Below are 24779 nucleotides of genomic sequence, written 5' to 3'. Positions count from 1 at the left end.
GGCGATAATATGGATGGGAATTATTGTGGAATTATGGAATGGATTTGTAAGATTTACTTAGACCTTATCCAAAGGTTTTCTTTTATCATCCCGTATTTGCTTGAAATAGCTCGGTGTCAGTCCTGTTACTTTTTTGAATTGGTTGCTTAAATAAGCTACACTCGAATAGTTCAGACGAAAAGCAATTTCACTCAAAGACAGTTCATCATATACCAATAGCTCTTTTACCTTTTCTATTTTTTTGGGCTATAAAGTATTTTTCAATGGTAGTACCCTCTATCTCCGAAAACAGGTTGGATAAATAATTATAATCGTGGTGTAATTGACTGCTTAACACATCTGAAAGATTGGTTTTGGCATCGTTGTTTTGATGATGAACCAACTCAATAATTATATTCTTTATTTTTTCGATAATTCTACTTTTCTTATCATCAATGAGTTCAAACCCTAATAAAACTAAGGCTTTATCCAATTTATTTTTTTCTTCGGCTGTAGGTTCTTTGCTAAGTACTACTTCTCCAAGTTTTATGTTCTTTACGTTTAAACCCAACTTGTCCAATTCATTTTGTACCACCATAATACAGCGGTTGCAAACCATATTTTTTATAAAGAGTATATTCATTCCTTACTCACATTTATATTCATATCAAACTAATGCACAAATTTACGATTTAAGTTGAACTGAACGTTGTTTAAAACTTCATTCGTTGTATTCTTACTGCATTCAATATAGCCAATAATGCCACACCTACATCAGCAAATACGGCTTCCCACATTGTGGCTAATCCACCTGCACCAAGTATCAATACAATGGCTTTCACTCCAAATGCTAAAGCGATATTTTGCCAAACTATTTTCTTTGTCTGTTTACCGATATTGATTGCCATTGGTATTTTACTCGGCTTATCGTCTTGTATTACTACATCGGCGGTTTCAATAGTAGCATCGCTTCCCAAACCACCCATTGCAATACCCACATCACTTAATGCTACAACAGGTGCATCATTCACACCGTCCCCGACAAAGGCAACGCTTTCATTTTTGGCTTTTATCTCTTTGACTTTGTTTACTTTGTCTTCGGGTAATAAATCGCCAAACGCATTATTGATACCCAATTTTTCTGCAACAAATTTTACTACCGTAGCTTTATCGCCACTCAACATTGTAGTTTTTACATTGAGTGATTTTAGTTTTTCAATCGTAATTTGGGCATCTTCTTTTATGGTGTCTGCAATAGTGATATAGCCTACAAATTTTTTATCATAAGCCACTGCAATTACGGTGTAAACAATACTATTCGGGTCAATGCCGTAAGCGATAGAAAATTTATTCATCAGCTTAAAATTTCCTACCAAGAGTTCTTTTCCGTTTACACTGGCTTTTAATCCGTGTCCTGCTATTTCTTCTACATTTTGCAATGGGATATTATGGTTTACAGCACCAACATATTCTTGAATGGCAGTTGCTACGGGGTGCGTGCTGTGGCTTTCCAAAGCGTTGACCATTTGCAGAGTTTCAGCCTGATTAAATGCTGCATCAAAAACAACTTCTTGCACTTTAAAAACACCCTCTGTCATTGTACCTGTCTTGTCCATTACCACGTTTTGGATATTGGCAAGTGCATCTAAAAAATTGCCTCCTTTAAACAGTATTCCGTTTTTGCTCGCTGCACCAATTCCACCAAAATAGCCTAACGGAATACTTATCACTAATGCACAAGGACACGATATAACCAAAAATACCAATGCCCTGTACAACCAATCCGAAAACTGATAATCGGCAACGAAAAAGTAAGGCAGTACACAAATGGCAACGGCTAACAGCACTACGATAGGTGTATAAATTTTTGCAAACTTCCTGATGAATAACTCTGTGGGTGCTTTTTGAGAAGTGGCATTTTGTACCAATTCTAAAATCTTGCTCAACTTACTATCTGTATATGCTGTGGTCACTCTTACCTGTGAAACGGTGTTCAGGTTTATCATTCCTGCTAATACGGTTTCTCCTTTTGATTTAGTATCTGGTTTGCTCTCTCCTGTGAGTGCAGATGTGTTGAAAGATGCTTTTTCGGATAATAATTCTCCGTCCAATCCTAATTTTTCGCCCGACTTTAATTGTATAATCTCGCCAATAGCAACCGTTTCCGCTTTTACAACTTTTGGCTGATTATCTTGTAAAATTGTAACTTCATCAGGTCGTTGGTCAAGCAAAGATTTGATGTTTGTTTTAGCTCTCTTTACTGCCAATGTTTGAAAGACTTCGCCAACGGTATAAAACAGCATTACCGCAACACCCTCTGGATATTCGCCAATGGTAAAAGCCCCGATTGTAGCAATACTCATCAATAAAAATTCTGAAAATATCTCTCCTTTACCGTTGCTTTCAAACGCTTCTTTTATTACAGGTAAACCAACAGGCATATAGGCTACGGCATACCAAACAATCCTTATCCAACCTGTAAACCATTCGGGTTTCAGGACATTATCAAAGTAAATGGCTATGAGTAACAGTATTAATGAAATAATGCTTGGCAAAAACATTTTAATAGTGCTGTTTTTACTAATTTCCCTGCTGTGTTTGATGGTGTTATCCTTTTTTTCAACTGAACAACAGGTATCATCTATCATCTCTTTTGCACCTGCATTGGTGTATATTTTTTCTTCTTGTGTACAACAAAGCTGTTTACCGTCTTTGTCGTATATATGTTTATGTTCCATTGTCAAGTTTATTTAATGATTATTTTCACTTGTTTTATAGTCTAAATTTTATTCCTCCGTTAATTACAAATCCGTCTAATGGTGCATAGATGTCTTTAAAAACAGGATTGGTTATCGTTCCTGTATAAATGTTGTCAAAACGTGTCTGTCTTGTATCAAAGAAATTTTCAAAGTTGATATACAAAGAAAACCTTTCCCAAATCTTTTCAGCCATAAAGCCACACATCCAATACTCTTTTCCTATTGTTCCGTCATTTAGCTTTTGCGGACTGAAATAATAGGCTTCCAAGCCAATCTTCCATTTATCTTCTATTTCATACATCAATACAGAATTAACACGGTGTTTTGGGGTTAATGGATTTTCGGTGTTTGTTCCATTTTCAATCAATCGGGTATCGGTAAAGGTATAGCCCAAAAACAGTTTCAAATCGTCATAGCCGATTTTGATATTGGTTTCCGTTCCTTTGGTATGAATGTAGCCCGATGAGTTGATGAACTGATAAACGTTTGCAGATGTATTTTGAAGCAACAAAGGATTATCCAAATAGGTGTAAAAGAATAAATGGTTTATGCTAAAAGTCCAATCATCGCCCATATTAATGCGGTAGTTGATGTCAGCATTTGCTCCGTAGCTCTTTTCTAATTTATTGGTATTATCATCAATAGGCATTACGTTTTGATATTGTATGCGTTCGCTTTCTTCGGTAAAAATGGTTGGTGTTTTGTAGCCAAATCCGCCCCCGATACGTGAAGTCAATCCGTTTGCAATCTTAAACAATGCCGATACTCTTGGCAAAAAAACAGCTCCATAATCTATCACGTAATCTGTTCTTAAACCTGTCTCTAATTGAAGCCAATCCGTAGCCTTAAAAGAATTTTGAACGAAAGCCCCGAATGTGGTTTGGTTGTAATCTCTCAAAGGAAATGCGGTAATCTGCTTTTCTTTAAAATTGTCCGTCCAAACATTAACGCCTGTTACCCATTCTGATTTTTCTTTGCTGTGGGTATAGCTTGCTTCCGTAAAAGTGGCTGTTTGTGTTCCCTCAAACTCGTAATTGGGAATAGCTGTATTGCGGTTAAAATAACTTACGCTGTTCTTTATCTGTACAAAACTGTTTTCGTTTACAGTATGGTCAAAAACAAATTGGGTAGAATAGCGTTGTGTTTTGTTTTCTTCAAAATATTGGTGTGTGTTATCGCCTTTGCCTTTGATGTAAAGCATATCGCCACCCAAACGGTTTTCAATGGTGGTGTTAATACCAAAGTTCATTTTTGTTTTATCATTGAAGTAAACAAATAATTTAGGGTTCAGTACATACCTTTCAAATTTAGGAATGGCAGAAAGCCCGATTTGTGCAGGGTCGTAAGCTCCATTACGATTATGCGAAGCAAATATTGTTGTTCCGATTTTCTTAAACTTCTGTCCGTAAAAACCGTTGATGTCTAAACCTCTGCCCGATGTTCCGTTTAAATGAAAACGCAAATCCCTTTCTTCCGTTGGTGTCTTGGAAATCAGGTTTACCAAACCTGCTATTGCTCCACCACCGTACAGCGTAGATGTTGAACCCTTAATAACTTCAACCTGCTTTAAGTCAAGCGGTGGAATTTGCAACAAGCCTAACCCACTTGAAGCACCCGAATAAATAGGAAAACCGTCTTTTAAAATTTGCGTATATCGTCCGTCAAGCCCTTGAATACGAATACTTGCGTTGGCACTTGTGGGCGATGTGGTTTGTACGTGAATACCTGTACTCTCACTCAAAAGCATACGAATATCCCCTGCTTTCATATTGCCTTTTTCGTCTAACTCCTCACTTCCTATAAACTCAATGCGTGTAGGGATATTTTGTATAGTTCTTGTACTTCTTGTTGATGAAATAACAATACCGTCTAACTCCGTTGAACTTTCATAAAGTAAAATCTCAATCGGGGTTGTATCTGCTAACGGAAAATTAAAGCTGTCGGTACGTTGGGCAAAACCAATATAACTAAATTGAATTTCCTGTAAACCGTTTGGAATACCTGTTAATATGATTTGTCCGTTTTCGTCTGAAGTTGTTGCGATTGTAGTTCCTGTAACCTGTGCGGTTACGCCCATTAAAAGCTCTTTTTTTTCACTGTCTTTTATTACAGCTTTGAACGTATTTTGTGCATATACACAAAGGTTGAATGTCATAAATAATGACACAATGAATATTTTTTTCATTGAAAAAATAATGCTTAATATGAATAAATGAATGATAGCGGTGCTATGCACCGCAGGTAATAAACTGTGCTGAAAGCACTACATATTAAACAAGCTGTGGGGGATGCCAAACGGAAAAGGGAAAATCAGAAACAGGCGGTGTTGGCATTGTCCCTAATTTTCTTTGCGGTTCTTTTACTGAATGTGTAGCCGAAAAATGAAAAGTAGTTAAAACAAATCCTGTACAGGTGTTACAGCTAAAAAATGGCGAACAACAACCTTTATTGCAATCTTGGTCTTCCTGTCCGTTTTGTCTTTGCTCGGTTGTCTGCTCCTGCATACATTTATCTTCAATAAAAGTCGGTACTGCTGATAACAGCATTACATAGACGGCTAATATTAAAGATATAAATTTCATTTTGCTAAGATATTAAAAATTAGTTTTCAAATATCTATTCGTGATTTATGCCTTATAAGTATTTTTATTTATAATATTTCTTCTTCAACCACAAGCTTGCCCTGACCAATAATATGAGTACCGGAACTTCCACAAGTGGACCGATAACGCCCACAAATGCCTGTGGTGAATGAATACCGAAAACCGCTATGGCTACGGCTATTGCCAATTCAAAATTGTTTCCTGTGGCTGTAAATGCGATGGATGCGTTTTTGTCGTAAGGAACTTTAAGGGATTTATTGATAAAGAAGCTCACAAAAAACATCAGTACAAAATAGATGATTAAGGGTATAGCCATTTTTACCACGTCCATTGGCAACTCCAATATTTTATCGCCTTTCAAACTGAACATTAATACTATCGTAAACAGTAAAGCATACAATGTAATGGGCGATATTCGGGGTACAAATTTTCTGTTATACCATTCTATACCTTTTAATTTTACAAGGAAGTAACGACTTAGAAAACCTGCCAAGAATGGAATGCCTAAATATATTAATACACTTTCGGTAACATCTTTCATTGATACGCTTACATTGAAATTGGCTAACCCCAATTTTGCAGGTAATATGTTGATGAATAACCAAACTAAAAAGCTGTAAGTAAATATCTGGAAGATGCTGTTTAATGCAACTAACATAGCTGTATATTCTCTGTTTGCTTTAGCTAAGTCACTCCAAACGATTACCATTGCGATACATCTTGCCAAACCTATCAGTATCAACCCTGTCATATAATCGGGTTCATTCCGTAAAAACAAAACAGCTAATCCGAACATCAGCACTGTACCGATAACCCAATTCAGCAATAAGGATATACCGATTACTTTTTTATCCTTAAATGCCATAGGCAATAATGAATAATCCACTTTTGCCAATGGCGGGTACATCATTAGTATCAGACCTATTGCCAAAGGAATGTTTGTAGTGCCTACGGATAGGACATCCGTAATTTTTGATATACCCGGAAAGAAATATCCCAATCCTATGCCTACTGCCATTGCAAGGAATATCCATAAGGTTAGGTAACGGTCAAGAAATTTTAGTTTTGGTTGCATTGGTTATTGGCTGATTTTTGAAAAGACATAAAACATTTCGGTTGCTATCTGCAAACTTCTTTCTGCATATGCATTTGTTTGCCCCGGCGTATTGTCTGAAATTTTAGGGTCTTCAAATGTGATAGGTATTCTTTTTTCAGCACCTGCAATAAAAGGGCATCCGCCATCTGCCTGTGAACAGGTCATAATAGCTGCAAATGCTGATACAGGATTGAACGGGCTATCGTATTTTTTTGAAAAGCCGATAATTGGCAAAGAATTATCGCTGTATTTTATGGCATATACAGGATTGTTGGTATCTGCTATTTTGAAAATGTTAAAACCCTGATGGTTCAATGTTTCTGCCACTTTCGGGAATAATGCTGTTTCCTCTGTACCGCCTGAATAACAATGTACATTGAGGATAGCATAGTGTGCTGATGCCACCTGTGCCCAAACCTGCGATAAATGGCTTCTTCGGGAATTGTGGGTACAAATAAAATTGATATTTATTTCCTGTCTATTGATTACTTTTTGCTGTACAAAATCTATCAGCGGTTGTAATGTGTTTTTTCGTTCCTCACTGATATTTTGAAAAGTAGTAACATTGTTTATTGTTTCAACTAAATTCTTATACATTTTGATTGATTTATAGGGTTTAACAACATCCTGAATTAGGTGTACACGCATTATTCAACGCCGATAATTTTATTTTTTGTTTTTCGGCAGGAATGCCACAGGCATCATTTGCCAAGCAAGCCGTTGTTTTACTTTTTAGTACGAATGTTTTTCCGTTGAAATCCAAATCATATTTTCCGATAGTATCACTTTGGTATTCTACTTCGATTTCAGCATCTTCAATACCTAATTTTTCTTCGGATAATTTGATGATATTTAATAGTTTGGTTGGCTTTAGTCTATGTTCAAAATCGTTAGCATTCCATAATTGGAAATTGACAACTTTTTCATTTTTGATGGTTCCGCCACAATCAATAAAATTTTTATTGATTTGTCCCACTTCGGTAACGTGGAAATGTTCCGGTACAAATGTTCCGTTCTCTAATTGAAATTCAACATTCTCTAATGTTGGTAGGATTTCTTTAATTTCTGATAGTTTCATTGTTTTTGTATTATTGTTATATAGTAATATTGCGATTATTATAAGCAAATTTTTAGCAACATTTAAAGTTCAACTTATTAAAATAGAAATTGAATTTTGGGAAATAAACCAAAATATGTAACAGGCTTATAAGCACTGCTCCGGGTAAAAGGTTTATAGCTATAGTTCTAAATGTATGAAAGCTCTCTATCTGCTGAAAATTATTAGCTAATGTAATTCCGTTGCTGTCAAGGTTTATTTTAATGACTAAAAATACCGCTATACTTGCGAAATGAAAACCGTTTACCAACAGGTGTAAAATGTATTCCCAACGTGGCAAACCTCCAATAAATTTACGGCTGTCTTTTTCTAAATAAGCATCAACAATCAATGTGATAATATCAGCTACTACCAACGCTGCACCAAATAAAAATAAGCTATTATTTTCTATGTTGATGAATAATGAAACGAGAATACCTGTAAACAGAATTGCTCTTACGGTATGCGTAAGATGTTCAAATTTACTTTCCTTATGTTCGTACAAACGGTATTTGTACAGATGCAGAAATACACCGTCAAACAATGCAAGAAAAGAATAAGCTATGAGCAATACTATTGAAATGATAAATGCGATTTCCATACGATTAGCAACATTTTTGATTGGTTACGGTAAAGATGATTTTTGAAAAATATTCTTTCAGTAAATCAAAGGTTTTTTCATTGATGCAGTAGCAAATAGAATTACCTTCAATATTTCCCTTTATCAATCCTGCGTTTTTTAATTCTTTCAAATGCTGCGAAACGGTAGGCTGTGCCAAGGGAAGTTCATCAACTATATCGCTGCATATACAGGCATTCACTTTTAGGAGATACTCTATAATGGCTATTCTTGCCGGATGCCCCAACGCTTTTGCGATAATCGCAATTTGGTTTTGCTGATCTGTAAAATGGTCTGTTTTGCTTGCTCCCATTGTTTCGATATTTTAATATCGCAATATTACGATATTATTTCTAAATACACAAGCAATTTGAGAAAATTATCCCTCTTGCACTTAATGCTGCAAGTTCGGGTCGTTCTTGATCCGTTCTATTTCGCTTTCCACAATATGCAGGATGTCTGATTTTATCTGACGGTAATTGCTTTCAATTTCCTGTTTCATTTTATCTTCTCCCTGTTCATTAACAAAGGATAGGATTTCCGGTATCTTCTGATATACTTTAGTTTCTGCGGCAACTTTTTCATTGTCCACTACAATTTCAGCGTGAAAGATTTTTTGCTCAATACGTTCATCAAAATTATCTGATACCGAACCGACAAACATACCTTGTGTAAGTGTTGAGATTTTAGAAGCCGGAATAAGGCTGTCTAACTGTGTGGAGATAGAGGTAGATTTATCATTCCTGTTAATCGTCATACTTTGGCGTTTCTGCAATACTTTTCCGAAACGTTCCGAAAGGCTCTTTGCCGTTTCGCCAACTACCTGCCCGGAGAAAATATTACCAACGGTATTTTGAATTACCTTACTTTCCTTGTCGCCATAATCCCTTGTTAATTGCGAAAAATCCTGAAAGCCCAAACATACAGCCACCTTATTACTTCTCGCTGTTGCGATAAGATTATCCAGTCCCCTAAAATAAATTGTGGGCAGCTCATCTATGATTACTGAACTCTTTAATTGCCCTTTTTTGTTGATGAGCTTAACAATACGGGAATTGTACAAACCCAATGCTGCGGAGTAGATATTTTGGCGGTCGGGATTATTACCCACGCACAAAATTTTAGGCTCTTTTGGGTTATTGATGTCGAGCGTAAAGTCATCGCCAGTCATAACCCAATACAACTGCGGGCTAATCATTCTTGACAAAGGGATTTTTGCCGATGCAATCTGTCCCTGCAATTGGTCTTGTGCGCCACCTTGCCAGGCATCCATAAACGGAGAAAGATAGTTTTCCAAATCGGAATATGAGGTCAGAATGGTAAATACGTCCGAATACTTTTTATTCAGCAATTCAATGGCGTGCGGGAATGTACAATACTTACCATCCTCATAGATTTTCAGATACCAAATAATGGCAGCCAATAGGATAATTGGGCTTTCCACGAAAAAATCCCCTTGCTTCTGTATCCAGCTACGGTTGAGGTTCAGCATTATGGTGTAAGCCGCTTCGTAAGCGTCGGAAATGTCTGTCATAAAATCGGGATTGAGTGGATTGCACCTATGGCTCTTGCGTGGGTCATCGAAATTTATCACATAGAATTTTGGTTGAACTTTGTACTTATCCCGATGCTTCAATAAATGATTGTAGGCAATGGTGGAAAGGTCGTCAAATTTAAAATCATATATATACATACTAAAGCCTTTCTCAATCTGCTGCTTGATGTAGTTGTTTACGATGGCATAAGATTTACCGGAACCCGGAGTACCCAACACGATTGATGCCCTGAAAGGATTTACAATGTTTATCCAACCGTTGTTCCATTTGCCTTTGTAGTAAAATTTGGTGGGCAGGTTAACGGAATATTCATTTTCCATCAGCTTTGTTTCCTGTTGAAAGCTCTCGTTCTCGTTGTTGAAAACATCGTCCATTAAGTTGGTACGAAGCAAGCGGCTCATCCATACGCCCGCCATCAGCAAAGCAATATAACCTAACGAGATAGTAAGGATATACAGAAATGTGCCTATTACCGGAGATAGCTTTAACAACGGCGTGTTCAGAAAGAACAGCACAAAACCAACGCCCAAAGCCACGTAGATTTTAGCCCAGGTTATCTTCTCATTCTTTACGCCTTTCGTTCCCAAACAACTCAAAGCAAGCAAAACCAAAGCGAACGCCTTGGTATAAAGGGTATGTGAAAACAAGCCCGCCGTCCGGTCGAAATTGCCTAATATCTTGTTGATTATTTCCAACGTCCAACCACGTTCTAAAAAGAACCCGTAGCAGAACCAATAAAGGTGCATCAGCACCAAAAGAATACTGACTGCCCGCATAAAAGCCATTATTTTGGCTAAACCTCTTAAATCGTCTTCTCCCTGCATTCTTTTTTAGTTTTAATGTTCGGGCGTGAATTTAAAGGCTCTACACAGCGGCTATAAGAATGTGGCAGTCAATGGCGGTGCGTGGCAGTGTTTGGCGAAGTGATAAGAGTTGTAGCTTCTATGATCCTTTTGTATCGTAACATTTATGAAGCATCCAAATAAAAAATACTTTTAGTTGCTCTTCTGTTTTCTGTCCGTCAGCAACATTTTTTGTCCTGCTGAATTGGTGGACAAGGAACACTTCCGTAACTACAATAAACACAACAGTCTCCTTGTTTTGGTTTAAGAACTTGTTTGCATTTTTCACATTCGTAGAAATATTGGCAAGCGTCTGTCGGCATTGTTTCTTCTTTCTTGTGTCCGCAGTTGGGGCAAGTAATTGTTGATTGCAATATGATTTCCATTTGGTTTTATTTTTTGTCGGTTACAGAATATCCTGTTGAGTTAATTGCTTTTTCGACCTCAGAAATATTCGTTTTTGAGTTGTCAAATTCCACGATTGCGTTTCCTTTTTCGTATGAGGCGTTTGAACTTATTATTCCTGTCAATTTATTTACTTCGTGATTTACGTGTTCGCCACAACTTGCACAAGTCATTCCGCTAATCGTAAATTCTACTTTTTGAATATTGGATTTGTCCACCGCTATAATTTGCTTTTCTGTCTTTGGGTAGAAAATGCTTGAGTAGTATGGAAAGGCAAGCATTACGATTGCAAATGCTGTTACAATTCCTAAAAACATTTTTGACTGAATGAATTTTGGTTTTTCTTCTGTCTCACAATTGCAATCTATCTGCTTTTTGGGTTTCAACTTTTGATACCAAGCAAAACCAAGAACCAAAATTGTCAACCCGATAAAATAGGGTCGAAAAGGTTCAAGCCAAGAAAAAGTGGAAGCAAGACCGCTTGTTCCTGCAATAAGAGCCAATACTGGTGTGATGCAACAAAGAGAAGCTGCAATTGTAGTCAAAAGTCCTGCACCAATTAATTTTTTGTCAGTTTTCATATTGTTTCTAATATTTTGTTTTCGTCAAGTATTTTGAAAAATGGTTTCAGCATTTTTTCATACTCTTTAGTCAGTGAGTGAAAAATAGTTTGAGCTTCTCGTTCGGTTTCAATAAGTTTTCTGTCTTTGAGTTTCCGCAAGTGTTGTGAAACCGCTGAAATTGTCATACCAAGAATATCACTTATATCACAAACACAAAGTCGTTTTTCTTCATAAAGTAGAAAGAGTATTTTCAGTCTTACATTGTTTCCCGCTAATTCAAGTCCGTTCGATAAATAGTCAAAAGAACCGTTGAGTTCTGAAACTCGGTCTTTACAGCGGTTTATTTGTTTAATGTCTGCTTGTTGTCGTATGCAAGAATTATTGTCCATAGCACAAAGATAGTCAATTTGTTTATTTAAGCAATTACTTAAATACAACTCAAATTCTTTCAGAATTATAAAGTGACAGCTCAATAAATCTTTTTAAAAACAGATTTTTAATTCCAAAATCTGACCTCTTACAGTCTTCTTTTTTTTTTCTTCTTCATTTTGTTAGCAAAATCCTGTTCCTCGTAATCATCGCCCTGTGCTTCGGGTAACAAACCGCCAAATGCCTCAATCAAACCGTCTTCGTGTTTTTCAGTAGTATTCAGGAAGTCGAACAAATGATGAGGTTCTTCCGCAGGAAGATCTGCATCATTTGATGTGGATGTTTTTGGAAGTTGTACGACAGGTTCTTTAATCTCCGGTTTGATATTATTGTTCCAATAATCATTAAAGGTATTGGCAGAAAGTTCCTTTGCTAAGCGTGAACCGTTCCAAACCGCCTTTGAATTGTGGTCTATGAAAGTGATACCATAAATACGACCTGTATCGTTCCGGCGGACCACTACATTAATGCCCTGTTCACTCAACTGCTTTTTAAAAGCCTGCTCATCATTTGTGGATTTCAGAGCAATAGAAATTGCAGCTTTTAGGGTCTGCTTACTTGGGTGGTCTTTTAAATCCTCTTTGCATTTTGCAAAATGCAGTTCCAAAGCCGGAAGCCCTGCATTTTTACCAAACAACGAAGCCTTGAACGGATGCCCGGCTCTTTCGCCTTTCTCGTTTAAAGGAATATATAATAAGCCTTGCCGCATTTTTCCCTGCAATTCGCCCTCCACTTTTTCGGTGGTAACATTAAACAGGGAAAGCAAGGCATTGTATTCGCCCAAAGTCTGAAACTTATAATAATTCGGTAGGTGGCGGACAACCGAAGCGATTTGGCTTTTCACATCGCCTGCCCGATAATCTACCGGACGGAAAATCTTGTCGTTCTGCTTGTGTTCTTTATCGGTTGCGGGTATCAAGCCGTGTTGTCTTTCCAGTTCACGGCACACATTCATAGACCGCATTTTCTCGAATTTGTCCGAAATCTTTTTGCCCTGCTCGTCCACGCAAACCGATACAATGTGTATATGGCTGCGGTCGATATCGGTATGTTTGAATACCACAAAAGGCTGTTCGCCGTAGCCCATTTCCCGCATATATTCTTCCGCCATTTGCCGAAACCTGTCATCGCTAACCTTATCTTTCGGGTCGGGATTGAGCGAAATATGCAACGTATGCTTTTCCGTATTGCGGTTGGCAATCAGGTAAGGTGCAAAAGATTGTGCTAATTGTGCAACAGTATATGCTCCAGTTGGCGTTTCGATTATCTTATTTGCGAACAGAATTTTCCCGTTTTCATTCTCTACTTTGAGCTGATTGTACGCCAATGCACCGTATAAATTCCCGCTTCTGCCAATCTTTGCTATCATCTGTACTGCTATTTTTTCAGGTTCTTTGCTTCAAATTCTTCGGTTATCTGAATGATTTTTTGGCATAGCATCGCCATTTCAGCCGTTTGTTTTTCCAATTTGTACAGGAACGCTGCGGCTTTTTTCTCCGAAAAATTCTTGTACAACAGCTTTACAATCTGGTTATAGTTTACACCTATGGAGCGAAACTGGCTGTGAAAAGAAGTCAGTCGCATATAAAAATCAACTGTTCCTTTGTCAATTTTAACCGATTTCATTTCCTTACTAAACAGCAGGGAAATAATAAACTTTGCTTTATTGGGCATTCCCGATGCTTCAAAAAGCGATAAAAGTTTGGCGTTTTCTTCGTCTGTAAGGCGGAAAACGTGGCGATGGATGCTTGGGTCGGTCTTAGCTCTCCGTCCGCCCTTATTCTGTTTTTTGTTATTGTTCTCGTTCATCACTAATCCATTTTTAAATCCACACAAAACGCTGACTTCGGAAGACGTTTTTTAAGCTCCCAGCAGGGCAAGTTGTTTTGAGGCACTAACTCGGTTTCGAGTGCCTCAAAACACAACTTGCCGTGTTCCGGTGAACACAAAAATCCGCCCTGCGGGACGGATTGAATGTAACAGGGAAAAGCGGCTAGATGCCGTTCCCGTTACCCTCCAATTTGTCAAAAGACTTTTGCATAAATCCGTTAATAAAAATCACAATACAAAGTAAAGCCCTGTTCCCGATAGCGTTGCACTGTGCCACAGTGCCAAACAGTGCCTCTGACCGCCAAACAATGCCACAGGCGTACAATCGAAAGAGAGTGATTGGTTCTTTGCCTTTGAATGATGGCAGGAAGACAGGCAGCCCGTGCTTCATGAATAGCAGATAGCACGCATTCAGAAACGCAGGCAATCCTGCCTGCCTGATTGCAGGAATGCAAGAAAGCAAGATTGCACGACTGCCGGAAAGCGTGAACACTTGCTATCCAACTATACGGCTCGCCTGAATGGTTGGTTGATTGACGGAATGAAAGAATGACGGCAAGCCTTCCTGATAAACTACCGGAATGATTGCAAGGCTGCTGTACTGCAAGGAAGTAGGTAGGAACGCAGGCAACCCTGATAGCTATCCTGAAAGAACGCAGGAAATCAGAACGGCTTGCCGGGACGCCTGCAAGCCTGAAAACAGGAATTTGAAAACTTTAAATTTTAAAAATATGGACACAAAAAAGAAACCTCTGTTTATCGCTTTTTCTTCACAAAAAGGCGGTGTTGGTAAAAGCACATTTACCACGCTTGTGGCAAGTACGATGCACTATCGGTTGGGCTACAACGTAGCCGTATTTGATGCGGATTTTCCGCAGCATAGCCTGATGAAAATGAAAAACCGCGATTTGGCAATGGTAATGGAAAATGAGGCTTTAAAAAAAATGGCATATAAGCAATTTACCACCATCAACAAGAAAGCCTATCCCATTACACAGCATAAAGCAGATAGCGTACTGGATGCTGCTCACGAATTTGTAATGGCTTCCGCCGTTCCGATCGACGTGGTGTTTTTTGACCTGCCTGGAACCGTGAACACGCCCGGCATTCTGAAAGCACTCGCAGGAATACACCATATTTTTACGCCTATTACCGCAGACCGTGTGGTAATGGAAAGTACGCTCATCTTTACCCAGCTTTTACAGGATGTGATTATGAAAAAGGGCGAAACTTCCATACAGACCATTAACCTGTTTTGGAACCAGGTGGACGGCAGGGAAAGCACTCCCTTATATGACGTGTACAATCAGCTTATTGAGCAGCTGGGATTAAGGCTGATGCAGAGCCAAGTGAAGAACAGTACCCGCTTTCGCAAAGAAAGCGAAGCCGACAGTAAAACGGTTTTCCGTTCTACCGTAATGCCACCTGATGAACGTTTAATGAAAGCCTGCCAGTTAGACCTGTTCATCAACGAATTTTTAAAAATCGTTCAATTATAGCCTTATGGAAAAAGATAATAAAAGGAAAGCCACGCCGGACATCAACGAAGAGTTGATGATGAACTTGATGGTAAACGGAGTTAAAAAAGAGGGTTTACAGCTTCCACCTGAACTGCCGGAAGAACCGGAAAAGGAAACTGTAAAAGAAGAAGCAAAACAGGAAGAATTACTTCCAAGCAAGTCAGTACAAAGGGAACGTAACCGCACCAAGAAAAATCTTGACGGCAGCTACGGCGAACATTTTTTGAAAACGCACTCGATGACAAAGCGGGGCGATAAAAGCATTTATATCCGGCAGGAATACCACGAACGCTTATCCCGTATTGTACAGGTAATCGGTAAAGATGCGATACCCCTTTATGCATACCTCGACAATATCTTGGAGCATCATTTTGAGCAATTTGAAAAAGCCATTACCGATGATTTCAACGAAAAGTTTAAACCTATTTTTTAAAGCACCTGGTTATGGAAATATTAATTATTATTTGTCTGCTCATCGTCATTGCCCTGCTTTTGCAAGACAAGATTGTCATTAAAAAAAGGTCGAAGCATAAGCCAATGCAGGAAAAGGTTAACCCGAACCTGCCCGATATTATGGGTCAGCCCAAGCCTGTAAGAAGCTTTTTAGTGCCAAACACTGCCGATGAAAGCCAAATTGAGGAACAAGAGATAAACCCTGATAATTTAGACATTGAATACGACGAAAATGAAAACGTAGGTATTCAAATTCCGCAGGAAGAGCTGGACAAAGTTTTCAGTAATATGCCTGATTTGGAGGAAGAGGAAGAAGAGTGGAACAGGTACGGAATATCCGGTAGCGATGACAGTCTTGCCCAAGGGGTTACCTATGACGAACTAAGCTCCGTAGAGGCATTGCTCCAAAAAGAAAATTTGGAACAATCCCAAAAGGAAACAGCGGTTGCGATAGTTCAAAAATTGCAGGGAACTGAATTATTCTGCCTGCTGGAAAATTCCGTTGAGGGTGCTTCCCGAAAAATTGCCGAGCTTTTGGACAGCACACTTTCGGCTGAAACGGACAACAGTTCTTCCACTTTGCGGAAAAGTGGTTTGAGTGATTTTGACATTGGGGAGTTTGTGTAAGCGAACTCCCTTTTTCTATTTGAAAATGATTTACATTTTTAATGTTTCCTTAAACATCCTCATTTTCACGCTATTAAAGATGATATAAAGAAAAAAAGGAAACTAAAGTCTGTTTTTGGAAATTTATATCAAAAAAGGGAAATTAAAATCTTGTTTTGGAAATTTATTACTATATTTGCATTTATAAATTAAGAAACAATAAGCAAATGCTCAAATATTTCAGTATAGTACAAGCTTTAAGCAGGTCCGCATTGGCAATGCCGAATGAAGCTGTCACTCATCAAATTAGAAGACTAAAAGAGAGCTTGGAAAAAGATGGATTTACTAAAGAGGCTAAGTCATTGGAGGCTTTACTGACTGCCTCTGAATCTTCGCTTGAGATGTCCCCAAGTAAAATCCAAAGATCTTTCGTGGTTTTAAAAGGTGAAGAGATAACTCCTAAGACATCAATTCCTGTAGATAAGGAGACATCAACACCATTAGCAGAGATTTTTTTTCCTGATGATCTACCAGAGAAAGCTCCAATGTTTGATGATAACATCCAGCTTGCTATTCACTCAATTGTAAATGAATGGAGCAAATTCGATCAACTTTTAGAAATTAATGCTACTCCAGCTAGCTCCTGCTTAATTTACGGTGCGCCAGGAACTGGTAAGACACATTTAGCAAAATGGATTGCAAAACAAATTGGATTACCTGTAGTACTGGCAAGGTTGGAAGGGCTTATGTCTTCGTATCTAGGAACTACATCTCGAAATATTGGCAATCTATTCACTTTTGCTAATAGGTATAAATGCATCCTACTTCTTGATGAGTTTGATGCAATTGCTAAACTCCGTAACGATCCGCAGGAGGTTGGTGAAGTAAAAAGAGTGGTGAATACCTTGTTGCAAAGTTTGGATTCACGTCATGAAAAAGGTTTTACCATTGGTGTAACTAACCATGAAAGTCTTCTTGATCCTGCTATTTGGAGAAGGTTTGATATACAGGTTGAAATTCCCAAACCTTCCCCTGAGGTAATGATTCAATTACTTAAGACTTTTATTACGCCTTTAGAATTTAACGAAAGTGAAATTAAGTTTTTTGCATGGTGCTTAGATGGCTCATCAGGTGCTGATGCAGAAATGCTTTCTAAATGGCTAAAAAGAGCTTTTGTTTTAGAAAGGGAAAGCAATATAGTGGAAGTAATGAAGCAATTTGCTGTACTTAACTCTGGAAGGGTGGACGCAAAAAAGAGAAATGTTATGGTTCACAGTGATGAAGATTTTATCAATATGTTATTAAACGATAAGGTTTACTCTTTTAAACAGAAAGATCTAGCATCATTGTTCGGAATGACTCCGTCAACTTTGAGTAAACAGTTATCAAAATTTAAAGATTCTGAAAAAATATAAGTTATGGCAAATAGTCCTGTTCAAATAGTATTAAATAGCGATGCTTTTATTGAAGCATTAGAAAATAATGGTGGCGGTGGTTCTAAAGACTTTTTTGCTGGAAATGATAATGAATTCATTGAGCATAGGGATAACATTCAAAATCAGCTTAGTGAGATAAAGAGTATGCAGTTGGTAAATAGTTTCGCCAAGGTTTCTTATGCGAAAGTTACATTAAAGCAAACTGCATTAGCAAAAAGCCATCGTCCAACTTCCCAAGTTTTCAAAAGGGATGTTGCTCCTATAATTGGAGCTGGGGATTTGGGAGAATTATTTGTCGAACTGACTCCTGAAAGTATTGATAAAATAAATACTAAAGTTGGACAGGCCGAGCCTGAAACAAGATATAAAGAAAAGAATGGAAAAAATGAACCTAATCCTTCAAGATTAAGAAGTGAAGTTGGTGCAATTGAAGAAATTAGTCCATACACCGCAAGTGACAAAAGGAATTTTTCTGTCAAAGAAGCCGTAAAATGGCTATCTAATCCTCAAACTGGCGGTTCGTATATGGTAGAATTATTTGAAGCTCCTCCAGCGAGACAAGATTGGGATCTACTAAGCAAATACAAATTCGATTTGTTTGATAGCTTTTTTGGCGGGTTAACCGTTTTGGGCACAGGCTTATTTGTATCAAGAATTACTACCGGTCAGGGTTCATCTGTTGTGTTTGGTATAAAATTAGAGAAAACAGATTCGTCTCCGGTAATACAGCTTTATTCATCGTCAACAGCAGGCAAATCAGGAGAGAAAAAATCTATCGACCTCGATTTGGAGAGACATAACCAATTGTTAGAATATTTAGGAAATCATCCATTGGTAAAAAAAGTTACTCTTCCTCCCATCATTACACAAAGCTCAACTGTCAAATCTCAGGTCAAAGGTAAAAACTTTACTGTTCTTGCTCCTGATCACAAAGGCTCATATCCGAAAATATGCGTTGTAGACGGTGGTGTTTCGGACGTTTATGGTGACTGGATAGAAGATCGTTGGGGATTAATTAGCAGCACGGATAAAGACGAAAATCACGGTACTTTTATAGCTGGATTAGCAATCTTTGGTCAACAATTAAACGGAAAGGCTATTTGCAGGGAGGTTGATGGTTGTAAAATTGTAGATCTTGATATATTGCCTCGTGTTGACAGATATAGTTCCTACTATTCAAAACCTTTAGAATTTTTTAATGAACTTGAAACTGCTGTTCAGGAATTAAAAGCTAGAACTGGAGTTCGAATATTTAATTTCAGCTTGAATATAGAAGAACATGCATCAACTACAGGTTATAGCATTCCTGCACAAATTTTGGACAAGATTGCGGAAGAAAATGATGTCGTTTTTGTTATTTCGGCGGGTAATACCCATCCGAGAGATATTAGAAAAGAATGGCCTTCGGATCATTTTGATGCATTAAAAATATTAGCTTCTTCGAGAAATGATGCTATTAAAAAACCAGCTGAAAGCTGTCGTAATATCAGTGTTTCAGCTTTAAATCCTCCACATCTTGACGGTGTTGTTCCTTACGCTCTAAGTAATTACAGCTGTCGAGGACCTGGACTACGAGTAGGCCTTAAACCTGATGTTGCTCATATCGGTGGATCCGGGACTAGTCATCCAATTTTAGGACATGGTCTTCTATCTCTAGACCCTACGAGTAACATTGTCGATGGTTGCGGAACTAGCTATGCTGCTCCTAATGTAGCAAAGACTTTAGCAAGTCTTGATCATTCAATTGAAGGTATTGTTTCAAGAGAAACACTAATCGCTCTGGGAATCCATCATGCTGTATTACCAGAGTCCCTTAACGACAAAAATTTGAGAAACGTCTCCAAACACTTGGTTGGATTTGGTATGCCAGACGGTTCTGAAGATATTTTGAACGGAAGTTCGTCTGCAATAACATTAGTATTTGCAAACCGAGCTATAAGTGGACATAAGATGAGTTTTAAATTTACGTGGCCTTCAAGTTTAGTAAGGGATGGTAAATGCTTTGGGCATGCAAAACTTACCATTGTAAGTACGCCAAGGTTTGATTACAGATTTGGTTCTGAGTTTGTCAGAATAAATATCGACGCAGCTTTAAGACAACTGCAAAATAATGGTAACTATAAAGGAAGGTTGAATGCAATTTACACGCCTGAAGATGGTGATGGAAGTTTATACGAGAAAGATCAGATTGAACATTCTTTCAAATGGAGTCCAGTGAAAGTTTATGAAAAAACTTTCCCCCGAGGAGTTGGACCATCGACAGAATGGAAACTAGATGTAGAGTACTTATCAAGAGATGGTGTAACTCTACCAGCTGCAGGTGTACCGTTTACAGCAATACTAACAATTTCTGATCCTGATAGTGAGAAACCAGTATTTAATGATATGCGACAAATGCTACAGTCGCTTGGAGTCCAAGCCGTTGATATCAAAACTGCAGCTCGAATTGTACCAAGAGTTTAATTTAATATTTATAATTGTGGCAAATTATCATGTAACACAGAAAAAAGGACAAGACGGGTGGAACGTCCAAAAGGAAGGCGGCAAGAAAGCATCAGCAATTGTCAGTACTCAAAAGCAAGCTGAACAACTTGCAAAACAATTTTCATCAAAAAATGGCGGAGGAGAAGTTAGAATACATCGCCCGAATGGTGGACCTATTAGAGATAGCGATACTGTTAAACCCGGAAACGATCCGAAATCAATAACAGACACAAAATTTTAATGAAAAAAGGCAGGTAAGAAAATAAAAAACCAGGCGAAAATCACCTGGCTTGATTCCTTAAAGGAAACAAAAGCCCTTGCAAGGCTCTTGGTAGTAATGTTTTTGCACTTCAAAACTACTTCCTTTATTTGTAATAAACAAGCTTTTCGTGATTTTAACCTGCTGTCATTGCAATTCAGGCAGTAGGGCTTGGTATTAATAGTATAAAATTTCAATTGCATCAGGATTAAAACTATCGTAGGGCAAGCCCTTATTTATTGCTGAAATGATAGGCAATAAGCAATTATTTATTAGTTAATATCAAAATTTAATTTACGATGAAGTTAGATAATCATCAAGGGGATTTGCATTCCCATAGCCCAAAAATACCCCTAAAATTTGTAATAGAAGGCAAAGAATATGAGACTTTTGACCAATACAAAACAGGGGCAGAATTAAAACAACTTGCTGGGATACCTTTAGATACCGAGTTGTTTTTATCAATTAGTAAACCTTATCAGGATGAGCTTATTGAAAATGAAAAGCAGGTAAATCTGGCTCGGCCAGAAACTGAATATTTCTTTGTAAAGAAAAAACTCCAGTTTTTCATTAACGACAAGCCTTTTACTTGGTATAAGCAATATATCAGAGGTGTTCAAATCAGAGAGCTGGGCAACATACCTGCGGAAGATGATATCTTCCTTGACATCAAGGAAGGCTGGCAAGACGATCAAATATTCGATGATGAAGTAGTTGATTTAGCTCGTCCGGGTAAAGAGAGATTCTTTTCTAAGCCAAGACCAACTGAAGTAACCATCATTGTCAATGCACGTCCGCACATATGGAAAGAAATAAACATTTCTTTTGAGCAATTGGTTGTTTTAGCCTTTGGATCATATGATAATAATCCAAACAAAGGTTATACAGTTACTTACAGTAGAGGTTGGGAACCTAAACCAGAAGGCACTATGGTTAAAGGTTCAGTTGTTCGTGTCAAAAATAAAATGATCTTCGATGTCACAGCAACTGATAAATCATAGTCCCGACCTTAAACGTCTAAGAGACGAAGGTTATGAGATCGAGGTACGTGGTGGATATTTACTTATCCATCATATACCCTTTGTTGATCAAAACAAAAATCTACAATACGGTATATTGGTAACTACATTACATGATATTCAAAACCATGTTATTTTTTTTATAGGAGATAATCCCTGTGAAATCGACGGCAACTTTATTACCGCTATTCAACATGGCAACAGTAATTCTGTATTAAACAATCAGATTACCGTAAATAGATCATTTTCTAATAAGCCTACTGGTGGATATCCTAACTATTACGAAAAGGTCAAGAGGTATGTAGATATCATTTCCGCTCCCGCCAAATATTTGTATCCGTCAGTTACGGAAAAGACTTTTAAGCTGATAGCAGACAGCTCTAATGAAACAGTATTCCAATACATTGATACTAATTCAAGCCGCGCTAACATAGAAGCTATTAATTCGAAATTGGAAAATCAGAAAATAGCAATTGTTGGTTTAGGAGGAACTGGAGCATATATTTTGGATATGGTGGCTAAAACACCGGTAAAGGAAATCCATCTTTTTGATGGGGATAGCTTTGACCAACACAATGCATTCCGTTCGCCTGGTGCTGCATCAATGAGTGACCTTGATGAAAATCCGAGAAAGGCTGCATATTATCAAAAGTTGTATTCTAACATGCACAAATACATTTATGTCCATGACTACTATGTGAAGAAAGAGAATCTATTAGAGTTAGATAAAATGGATTATGTATTTATATGTGTTGATAAAAATGCTGTCAGGAAGATGGTAACAGATTATTTGGCTAGCGCAGGTATTCCGTTTTCCGATGTAGGTTTGGGTGTGAATGTCGTTGATGACAAGCTTACGGGTGCTGTAAGAGTTACTTCTGCCACCCGTGACAAAAATGACCATTTACCTCTTCGTATTTTTTCAGAAGATTCCGATAATAATGAATATGCTACTAATATTCAAATTGCGGAATTGAATGCATTGAATGCAATTTTTGCTATCCTGAAATGGAAGAAGCTATCTGGAATTTATGTTGATTTGGAAAATGAGCATCATAGCTCATATGCTATTAGCACATCTAAAATTTTTAATGAAGATGTCGTTACAGCATAAGTTCGTTGAGTTCATTCCCGAGAAGGTTGAAGAAGGTATTTTATACGTCTCAATCGAATACTGCACTGCAATACATAAATGTGTATGTGGTTGCGGTAACGAAGTGGTAACTCCATTGTCTCCGACTGATTGGAGGTTGACATTTAATGGCAAATCAATTACGCTTTATCCGTCTATAGGCAATTGGAATTTTGAATGTCAGTCTCATTATTGGATAAGAAACAATAACGTTGAGTTTGCTGGTCATTGGACAGAAAAGGAAATCCGTCTAGGTAGAGAAAATGACTTAGAACGTAAGACGGAGTATTTTGACATGCCGGATATTCCAAAAGAAGAACCTCAAGAAAGTCAAAAATCTTCTATTTGGCAGAAAATCTCCAAATTTTTCCGATTGTAGAACTTTGATTTTTATTTCTATAAAGCCGAAGGTAATTCTTCGGCTTTATTTATATACTGTCTTTGGGTTATCTAATACTAATTAAGGTTGTTTTCCTGCAATAATTTCGCATAGCTCCCCAAATTTCATTACCTCTTCATAACTATCTGTTGCGTGTAGAAAGGCAGGATTTTTTTGATCTGATTTATTAATGATATCAATAAATAACTTCATATTTACTAACTGTAAGGCTGAGAAAGAGTCGATATCCGCTTTAATTTCTTCCATAGTATGCGTATTCCTGTATTGGGTATATTTACCCATGAAACCAATAAAAATATCAGATAGTTGTGTCAATTGGCTGCCCTGAGAATCAACAAAAGAATAGTTTTTAAACTCTACACCTTTATCTAGCATTCTGTAATCGTTCAAAGCTTCTCGGATAGAATCCTCGTTGTCAAAAATATGAGTTGAATTCTTGAAGGTATATATAGGTCTGAGATAAAAGTGTGTCAAATCTGCTAACAGTACGTGATCTTTTTCATCCATAACAAAAGCTAGCTCACCTTTCTTTTTAGACTCTTTCAATATCTGCCGTAAAGATTCCAACCCAAAATGAAATTCTTGTAACGGAAGATATTCTTCGAAAAGATTACTCAATGCTTCTATGAAATCACCAATTTTCTCAGGTTTAACATTAGGATATTCGAAAGCATAAAAAAGTTGAACGACGGCATCTATTTCAAGACGACAGAGTTTGTAAAGGTCATTCTTCATTTGATTGTCAAATCCAGGTCTTAATTGCATAGCTGCGTCAGAATTCATTATCGCAGAATCTACAATATCAACTACAGACCAGTACAAAATATTTAAACTTGAATAATGGACATAAAGATCGCTTTCTTTTAAAAAGCGAAAGAAGAGGTTTAGCTTCTGGGATTTTAGACAATCAAGAAAATCTCCAAATGCGATATGTTTAAATTTTACTTCCTTGGCTGTCTTCTGTAATTTAAAACTATCTATCAATGGCTGTACATCCGGTACTGCTCCTTCATGTAGAACTCCTCCCAAAACAAAATTAGCTGTAAACGTATAATTGAAATCATTTTCTCTTACATAGAATGTTTTGATATTATTGGTTTCATCGTAATAGAATACGTATGGTGTTGCAAAATCTACCCTTGGGTTTAGTAATTGGGCAAATTGATTAGTAGCTTCAATTTCTGCTATTTCAAAATCAATCATAATGTTAGCGTATTAAAATAAATAGATGCCTAAGTTATAAAAATACCTTTTACAACCGCCACTAGCAGCCAAACAATTCCTCTGACTGCCACTTTAAGGTAACGCCTCTTTTTCCATAAGACATTTGTCCCGAAAGCTCGCAAGGTGCGGGATAAACAGTAACAAATTAATGTGTTTCAATTATGGAAAAACAAAGAAAAAAAGTTTTGCTGGTAGCAGTGACAATGCTGTCAGGAATTGGTGCATTCGCACAGGGAAACGGTTCTGCAGGTATCAACGAGGCCACCCAAATGGTAACAAGTTATTTCGACCCCGCTACTCAATTGATCTACGCTATCGGTGCAGTTGTTGGGCTCATCGGGGGCGTTAAGGTGTACAACAAATTCAGTTCGGGTGACCCTGACACATCGAAAACTGCGGCTTCGTGGTTTGGTGCGTGTATATTCTTGATTGTAGCGGCTACTATCCTGCGTTCATTCTTCCTTTAATC

The 24779-nt window shown here is 37.6% G+C and carries 25 protein-coding genes and 1 pseudogene; 10 read left to right on the top strand and 16 right to left on the bottom strand.

What is annotated here, in order from left to right:
- Nucleotides 1–57 precede the first annotated feature (57 nt).
- The 15 genes and pseudogenes from GJJ64_RS06115 to mobA form a co-directional block, all read right to left on the bottom strand.
- Nucleotides 58–622 (bottom strand): annotated as a pseudogene (locus tag GJJ64_RS06115) (helix-turn-helix domain-containing protein).
- A 70-nt stretch (nucleotides 623–692) separates the two neighbouring features.
- Nucleotides 693–2717 (bottom strand): heavy metal translocating P-type ATPase, encoded by a 2025-nt coding sequence (locus tag GJJ64_RS06110; protein WP_154286806.1) that lies wholly within the window; start codon nucleotides 2715–2717, stop codon nucleotides 693–695.
- A gap of 34 nt (nucleotides 2718–2751) precedes the next feature.
- On the bottom strand, nucleotides 2752–4923 hold the full coding sequence (locus tag GJJ64_RS06105; protein ID WP_154286805.1) for a TonB-dependent receptor: 2172 nt from the start codon (nucleotides 4921–4923) through the stop codon (nucleotides 2752–2754).
- An 85-nt stretch (nucleotides 4924–5008) separates the two neighbouring features.
- A complete protein-coding gene (locus GJJ64_RS06100) occupies nucleotides 5009–5320 on the bottom strand; it encodes a hypothetical protein (protein WP_154286804.1) in 312 nt (103 codons plus the stop codon).
- A 64-nt stretch (nucleotides 5321–5384) separates the two neighbouring features.
- Nucleotides 5385–6416, bottom strand: a complete 1032-nt coding sequence (arsB, locus tag GJJ64_RS06095) for an ACR3 family arsenite efflux transporter (RefSeq protein WP_154286803.1) — start codon at nucleotides 6414–6416, stop codon at nucleotides 5385–5387.
- 3 nt (nucleotides 6417–6419) lie between these two features.
- Nucleotides 6420–7034: an arsenate-mycothiol transferase ArsC gene (locus GJJ64_RS06090; RefSeq protein ID WP_154286802.1), complete on the bottom strand. Its 615-nt coding sequence runs from the start codon at nucleotides 7032–7034 to the stop codon at nucleotides 6420–6422.
- A gap of 19 nt (nucleotides 7035–7053) precedes the next feature.
- Nucleotides 7054–7515 (bottom strand): DUF6428 family protein, encoded by a 462-nt coding sequence (locus GJJ64_RS06085; RefSeq protein ID WP_154286801.1) that lies wholly within the window; start codon nucleotides 7513–7515, stop codon nucleotides 7054–7056.
- 52 nt (nucleotides 7516–7567) lie between these two features.
- The gene (locus GJJ64_RS06080) at nucleotides 7568–8134 is read right to left on the bottom strand and encodes a hypothetical protein (protein ID WP_154286800.1); all 567 of its coding nucleotides are present in this window, start codon (nucleotides 8132–8134) and stop codon (nucleotides 7568–7570) included.
- A gap of 4 nt (nucleotides 8135–8138) precedes the next feature.
- Nucleotides 8139–8465 carry an ArsR/SmtB family transcription factor gene (locus tag GJJ64_RS06075; protein ID WP_132776694.1) on the bottom strand — a complete coding sequence of 109 codons (327 nt, stop codon included), beginning with the start codon at nucleotides 8463–8465 and terminating at the stop codon, nucleotides 8139–8141.
- Nucleotides 8466–8546: 81 nt separating this feature from the next.
- Entirely contained in the window at nucleotides 8547–10532 is a 1986-nt protein-coding gene (gene mobC, locus GJJ64_RS06070) for a conjugal transfer protein MobC (protein WP_154286799.1), read from the bottom strand.
- 197 nt (nucleotides 10533–10729) lie between these two features.
- Nucleotides 10730–10936 (bottom strand): GDCCVxC domain-containing (seleno)protein, encoded by a 207-nt coding sequence (locus GJJ64_RS17015; protein WP_002996045.1) that lies wholly within the window; start codon nucleotides 10934–10936, stop codon nucleotides 10730–10732.
- A gap of 6 nt (nucleotides 10937–10942) precedes the next feature.
- Complete coding sequence (gene merTP, locus GJJ64_RS06060; protein ID WP_002978464.1) at nucleotides 10943–11536, bottom strand: mercuric transport protein MerTP; 594 nt, start codon at nucleotides 11534–11536, stop codon at nucleotides 10943–10945.
- Nucleotides 11533–11907: an ArsR/SmtB family transcription factor gene (locus GJJ64_RS06055; RefSeq protein WP_002978466.1), complete on the bottom strand. Its 375-nt coding sequence runs from the start codon at nucleotides 11905–11907 to the stop codon at nucleotides 11533–11535. The genes merTP and GJJ64_RS06055 overlap by 4 nt, the downstream gene beginning before the upstream one ends.
- Before the next feature lie 128 nt (nucleotides 11908–12035).
- On the bottom strand, nucleotides 12036–13316 hold the full coding sequence (gene mobB / locus GJJ64_RS06050; RefSeq protein ID WP_065719249.1) for a conjugal transfer protein MobB: 1281 nt from the start codon (nucleotides 13314–13316) through the stop codon (nucleotides 12036–12038).
- Nucleotides 13317–13324: 8 nt separating this feature from the next.
- Entirely contained in the window at nucleotides 13325–13756 is a 432-nt protein-coding gene (mobA, locus tag GJJ64_RS06045; RefSeq protein WP_034727191.1) for a conjugal transfer protein MobA, read from the bottom strand.
- Nucleotides 13757–14358: 602 nt separating this feature from the next.
- On the opposite strand from mobA, the gene GJJ64_RS06040 reads away from it, so the two are divergent.
- From GJJ64_RS06040 to GJJ64_RS06000, 9 genes are all read left to right on the top strand, one after another.
- The gene (locus GJJ64_RS06040) at nucleotides 14359–15276 is read left to right on the top strand and encodes a ParA family protein (protein WP_449421284.1); all 918 of its coding nucleotides are present in this window, start codon (nucleotides 14359–14361) and stop codon (nucleotides 15274–15276) included.
- Between the two features lie 4 nt (nucleotides 15277–15280).
- Nucleotides 15281–15730, top strand: coding sequence for a DUF3408 domain-containing protein (locus tag GJJ64_RS06035; protein ID WP_154286798.1), 450 nt, complete (start codon nucleotides 15281–15283; stop codon nucleotides 15728–15730).
- A gap of 11 nt (nucleotides 15731–15741) precedes the next feature.
- The gene (locus tag GJJ64_RS06030) at nucleotides 15742–16377 is read left to right on the top strand and encodes a conjugal transfer protein TraD (RefSeq protein WP_154286797.1); all 636 of its coding nucleotides are present in this window, start codon (nucleotides 15742–15744) and stop codon (nucleotides 16375–16377) included.
- Nucleotides 16378–16532: 155 nt separating this feature from the next.
- Entirely contained in the window at nucleotides 16533–17771 is a 1239-nt protein-coding gene (locus GJJ64_RS06025; protein WP_229655471.1) for an AAA family ATPase, read from the top strand.
- A 3-nt stretch (nucleotides 17772–17774) separates the two neighbouring features.
- Nucleotides 17775–20255, top strand: coding sequence for a S8 family peptidase (locus tag GJJ64_RS06020; RefSeq protein WP_154286796.1), 2481 nt, complete (start codon nucleotides 17775–17777; stop codon nucleotides 20253–20255).
- Nucleotides 20239–20517 carry a DUF2188 domain-containing protein gene (locus GJJ64_RS06015; RefSeq protein ID WP_229655470.1) on the top strand — a complete coding sequence of 93 codons (279 nt, stop codon included), beginning with the start codon at nucleotides 20239–20241 and terminating at the stop codon, nucleotides 20515–20517. Before GJJ64_RS06020 ends, GJJ64_RS06015 begins: the two co-directional genes overlap by 17 nt.
- Nucleotides 20518–20834: 317 nt before the next feature.
- Complete coding sequence (locus GJJ64_RS06010; protein ID WP_154286794.1) at nucleotides 20835–21536, top strand: multiubiquitin domain-containing protein; 702 nt, start codon at nucleotides 20835–20837, stop codon at nucleotides 21534–21536.
- A complete protein-coding gene (locus GJJ64_RS06005) occupies nucleotides 21511–22668 on the top strand; it encodes a ThiF family adenylyltransferase (protein ID WP_154286793.1) in 1158 nt (385 codons plus the stop codon). Before GJJ64_RS06010 ends, GJJ64_RS06005 begins: the two co-directional genes overlap by 26 nt.
- A complete protein-coding gene (locus GJJ64_RS06000; RefSeq protein ID WP_229655469.1) occupies nucleotides 22652–23065 on the top strand; it encodes a DUF6527 family protein in 414 nt (137 codons plus the stop codon). The genes GJJ64_RS06005 and GJJ64_RS06000 overlap by 17 nt, the downstream gene beginning before the upstream one ends.
- An 81-nt stretch (nucleotides 23066–23146) precedes the next feature.
- On the opposite strand, the gene GJJ64_RS05995 is transcribed toward GJJ64_RS06000, so the two are convergent.
- On the bottom strand, nucleotides 23147–24289 hold the full coding sequence (locus GJJ64_RS05995; RefSeq protein ID WP_154286792.1) for a DUF3800 domain-containing protein: 1143 nt from the start codon (nucleotides 24287–24289) through the stop codon (nucleotides 23147–23149).
- Between the two features lie 182 nt (nucleotides 24290–24471).
- Between GJJ64_RS05995 and GJJ64_RS05990 the strand changes: the two genes are divergently transcribed.
- The gene (locus GJJ64_RS05990; RefSeq protein WP_154286791.1) at nucleotides 24472–24777 is read left to right on the top strand and encodes a DUF4134 domain-containing protein; all 306 of its coding nucleotides are present in this window, start codon (nucleotides 24472–24474) and stop codon (nucleotides 24775–24777) included.
- Nucleotides 24778–24779 lie beyond the last annotated feature (2 nt).

This window comes from Pedobacter puniceum, from assembly GCF_009674685.1.
GTDB classification, from domain to species: domain Bacteria; phylum Bacteroidota; class Bacteroidia; order Sphingobacteriales; family Sphingobacteriaceae; genus Pseudopedobacter; species Pseudopedobacter puniceum.
This window is presented reverse-complemented; position numbering and strand designations above follow the sequence as displayed.